The 3749-nt window shown below is 46.5% G+C and carries 7 protein-coding genes; 5 read left to right on the top strand and 2 right to left on the bottom strand.

Features of this window, described 5'->3' with window-relative positions; translation table 11 throughout:
- Together GPLA_RS24085 and merB are read right to left on the bottom strand one after the other, a co-directional pair.
- Positions 1-264, bottom strand: a 264-nt coding sequence (locus tag GPLA_RS24085) for a hypothetical protein (protein WP_226993138.1), incomplete at its 3' end; no start/stop codon positions are given.
- 171 nt (positions 265-435) lie between these two features.
- Positions 436-1074: an organomercurial lyase MerB gene (gene merB, locus GPLA_RS16375; protein ID WP_007106069.1), complete on the bottom strand. Its 639-nt coding sequence runs from the start codon at positions 1072-1074 to the stop codon at positions 436-438.
- Between the two features lie 205 nt (positions 1075-1279).
- Here merB and GPLA_RS16370 point away from each other — a divergent pair, with 205 nt between their 5' ends.
- The 5 genes from GPLA_RS16370 to GPLA_RS16350 form a co-directional block, all read left to right on the top strand.
- Positions 1280-1633 carry a mercuric transporter MerT family protein gene (locus tag GPLA_RS16370; RefSeq protein WP_007106067.1) on the top strand — a complete coding sequence of 118 codons (354 nt, stop codon included), beginning with the start codon at positions 1280-1282 and terminating at the stop codon, positions 1631-1633.
- Between the two features lie 13 nt (positions 1634-1646).
- Complete coding sequence (locus GPLA_RS16365) at positions 1647-1973, top strand: heavy-metal-associated domain-containing protein (RefSeq protein WP_012517600.1); 327 nt, start codon at positions 1647-1649, stop codon at positions 1971-1973.
- Positions 1974-2337: 364 nt separating this feature from the next.
- Positions 2338-2685, top strand: coding sequence for a mercuric transporter MerT family protein (locus GPLA_RS16360; protein ID WP_007106065.1), 348 nt, complete (start codon positions 2338-2340; stop codon positions 2683-2685).
- 99 nt (positions 2686-2784) lie between these two features.
- A complete protein-coding gene (gene hisI / locus GPLA_RS16355; RefSeq protein ID WP_007106064.1) occupies positions 2785-3186 on the top strand; it encodes a phosphoribosyl-AMP cyclohydrolase in 402 nt (133 codons plus the stop codon).
- Positions 3187-3482: 296 nt separating this feature from the next.
- Positions 3483-3749: MerR family transcriptional regulator (locus GPLA_RS16350; RefSeq protein WP_040515135.1), on the top strand; the 267-nt coding region annotated here is incomplete at its 3' end.

The following is a 3749-nucleotide window of genomic DNA, read 5'->3' as shown; positions in this document are numbered from 1 at the left end:
GCGGCTCGATCGGTTACATCGAATGTTGATTTTCAGCGGGAGCTGAAGGCGCTTTCTAAGCGGAAGCAGAACCCGCAGCATGGCTTTGATCTCGGGAAGCGAAAGTCGCCTTTGCCTGCGCTGCTCGCCGCGAGGCAGGATCGCGGGGCAGTCCTGCAACCGCAGTTCCCAAGGGATCAGGACGAACCGCTGCACCGGACGACCACCAAAGACCCGATCGACTCGGGAAACGCGCGCGGGATGGCGCAAGCCCGAGACGGGCAAGACCCCGCCCCCGCCGGTCGATGCTCACGCCGGCATAGTGGGCCAGACGAGATTCCGTGTGGGGACCATTTGACACCGGCTTTGTTTGCATTGCTGGGCCACCCGGGTAGATTTCGCAGAGTGCAATCCGCACCTAGGAAGCGAATACCTAGCTGTAGAATCGTTATCCAATCACGATTTTCTCGATGGAATCGTCTGCAGCAGATGTCGATTAAGCTCTTGGCCCAAGCGGAAGCCATCTTGGACGCTTACGATCTCCACTCCTTCATGCTTGGAGGCCCAATCTTTCGCCGTCACGGCCGATGCAAAGAAATGGACGTGGCAACAGAATGACCGACGAATGTCCGCTGTTTCCTGCGGCAGTACCAACGACACTGCGGCGTCGGTCGGTGCGATATCCCGGATTTCGTTCGGCGAAACCGTGAGGGAAACTGGCGCCCCGGTTGCAGCGCAATGCGACGTCACGCGCGCCGTCTGGCCGATGAGGGCCGGAAACATCAGAGTGTCCAGTGCGCACCAAGCGTATAGACGGCGGCCGTCAATCTCAAAGATATGCGAAGTCTCGCGCAAGGTGAGGCCATAACCAACAATATTCCCATCACTATCGTACTCGGTACTAGTCGTCCGTTCGAGTACCGCATTCACTTGCTGAGCAGGCCAGTCGAGAGACTTGGCAAGCGTCGTTCGTGAAACTGGACGCCCCTTGGCAAGCTCACGCAGCAGCACGACGAACAGTTCCCCGAAGCCTTGGGGCTGATTGGCTGGCGTCAGACTTTCTGCAATCTCGGTGAGGTAGCGGGTATGTTTCATACTAATTTCCTTTAAGAATGGTTAAGTTTGATTGTTACAAACGTGCGTGAATATAAACTCGGTACCACGGTACTGAGTCAAGTATCCCAGAGCATTAAAATAGAAAAAGGTCACTCTGGCAGTGAACTTTCAACCCAAATAATTGACTAAGAACCTACAAAGCTGTACCAATCTTACTGAAGGAAATAACGATGGAATTCTATTTATGATACAACGCAGTGAATCCAAAAAGTCACTTTTGGTAGCCAGTCTAACTGCAATAGGCGCTTCAGTTTGTTGTGTTGGCCCATTGGTTTTGCTGACGTTAGGTGTTGGTGGAAGCTGGGCGAGTACCTTGACTGCGTTTGAGCCCGTACGACCTATATTTATTTTGATAACGCTTGGTTTGTTAGTGTGGACGTTCAGAAAACTATATATCGCACCACGTCAATGTAATGAAGGTGAGCTATGTGCAATTCCGAGAGTACAGCGGAATCAACGTATTATTTTTTGGGTCGTGTCAGTACTAATTATGCTGTTGCTGACTTTCCCCTACTATGCAGAATTTATTATCACTTAACTTGGAGATTTTTATGATGAAGATAACGACTGATTTCGTACGGTACCTTAATATTTTTATATTTGCCGTTCTTCTTGGGACGTCTTTCAATGCCGCTCAGGCAGAGGAAAGTGTTAGTACGGACGTTAGAACTGCAACATTAGCGGTTGAAAATATGACCTGTGCCATGTGCCCAATTACAGTGAAAAAGTCATTAACCAATTTAGAGGGCGTAATAGATGCCGACGTGAATTTTGACCATAAAACGGCGAAGGTTGTCTATCATGAGAATAGTGTCAGTATTGAACAGCTAACCAAAGCGACAACAAATGTAGGCTACCCCTCGGTCGTATCAAAATAATAGGAGTTCCGTGAAAATAGGAAGGTTAAGAGAGGCATTGCTTTTTTCATGATCTCTATTAAAGCAACCTCGGCATTTTAGGTCGATGTGTACATTTGCATGACTTATGAATTTGAATTTCTTGCCACGTGAGTATGGGTAATAAAATTCTGCCGGCAGTAGCACCGTCCAAAGCAGAAGACTTCAAACGCATTACAAAGGCACTTGAAGTCTTTATTTGTAATAATATAATCTCAGCTAGAAGCAATTTGTTCCTCGTTCCCTTCACAGTACTAACTTGAACCCCAATCACCAAAACACTTGACAGCGTACATTAGTACGGCATTTAGACTTTCTCCATCAACTAACACTCGAGGAGTAAGTTATGTCCCAAAAAGAAACAAGTCTACCACTTATTGGCGGATTTATTGCTGCCGTAGGCGCAGGCATTTGCTGTGCAGGACCACTCATTTTACTCATGCTGGGTGTCAGTGGTTCCTGGATTGGCAGTCTAACGTTCTTTGAACCATACCGGCCCATCTTTATCCTGTTCGTTATATTATTACTTGGTTTTGCAGGATGGAAAGTCTATCGCCCTGTTGAGGATTGCAACCCAGGTGATGCATGTGCCGTGCCTCAAGTTCGCAAGCGTCGACAGTATATTTTTTGGTTAACCGTATTATTTGCCATAGTGTTAGTGACTAGTAACTATTGGGTTGTCTTGCTTGCCTAATAAAAATTGCACAGCAAGCAATGTACTTTGAGAGCCGAGAGAGATACTCGCGCAACTTCTCTTGCTGGCCACTTTTAAGAACGCACACGAGTAAGTAGTATGAAACACTGGTTTAAATCCATTGAAAACGATGTGGCTGGTACGAGCTATTCCTTAGACAAGGTGATAGCAGAGCTAAACTTTGATGCCGATGGGCTCATTCCTGTGATTGCTCAAGATGAGAAGTCAATGAAGGTACTTATGTTTGCCTGGATGAGCAAAGAGTCTTTAGATGAAACACTGAGAACAGGGAAAATGTGCTACTGGTCACGTTCAAGACAAGGCTTGTGGCGAAAAGGTAGCAGCTCTGGCCACTCGCAAACCGTGAAATCCATTGCAGCCGATTGCGATGGCGATGTTCTTCTCGCCGAAGTAAGCCAAGTTGGGTTTGCATGCCATACAAGGCGCCATAGCTGTTTCTATCTAAGGTTTTGGGAAGATAAGGTGACACTGATCGAGTAGTAAGCCCTACAGGGTTTAATTTAGTCACTTTTAATGTGGTGATAGCTCACATTGAGCATCATTGGAACAACCAATAATTTTCCTAACTAATCAGAAGCCCCAGAATTTAGTACTTTTCATTGAGGGAAAACAGATATCGGTCTAACTAACACCTGCCTAGTTTTCTCTTTCAAATACCGGTTAACAAGGACTAAGCTATATAGTGGGAGGTCAATTGTCGACAATAATACCATCCAAGATTTTTGTGGGTGTAAAAATAGCTCATAGGTACCGTTTGTGAAAAGAGGAGGTGAAAAATGACACGAAGTATCAGCAAAGTTGCCAAAGAGCTCGATATAAACGTTGAAACAGTTCGATTTTATGAGCGTAGAGGCTTAATTCTGCAACCGACTAAACCCGAAGTGGGATACCGCCACTATCCCGATGACACAGTGAGTCGAATTCGCTTTATCAAACGCGCACAAGTGCTTGGATTTACGCTAGATGAAATTGCCAACCTCTTGAGTTTGAATGATCACCCATGTGGACAGGTTCAAGAGCTTGCAGAATATAAGTTGAGCACC

This window comes from Paraglaciecola polaris LMG 21857 (genome assembly GCF_000315055.1).
In the GTDB taxonomy this organism is placed as follows: Bacteria; Pseudomonadota; Gammaproteobacteria; order Enterobacterales; family Alteromonadaceae; genus Paraglaciecola; species Paraglaciecola polaris.
This window is presented reverse-complemented; position numbering and strand designations above follow the sequence as displayed.

Excerpts from the sequence above, each read along its gene's own strand:
- merB (WP_007106069.1), bottom strand. The coding sequence starts at position 1,074 with ATGAAACATACCCGCTACCTCACCGAGATTGCAGAAAGTCTGACGCCA.
- GPLA_RS16360 (WP_007106065.1), top strand. The coding sequence starts at position 2,338 with ATGTCCCAAAAAGAAACAAGTCTACCACTTATTGGCGGATTTATTGCT.
- GPLA_RS16370 (WP_007106067.1), top strand. The coding sequence starts at position 1,280 with ATGATACAACGCAGTGAATCCAAAAAGTCACTTTTGGTAGCCAGTCTA.
- GPLA_RS16365 (WP_012517600.1), top strand. The coding sequence starts at position 1,647 with ATGATGAAGATAACGACTGATTTCGTACGGTACCTTAATATTTTTATA.
- hisI (WP_007106064.1), top strand. The coding sequence starts at position 2,785 with ATGAAACACTGGTTTAAATCCATTGAAAACGATGTGGCTGGTACGAGC.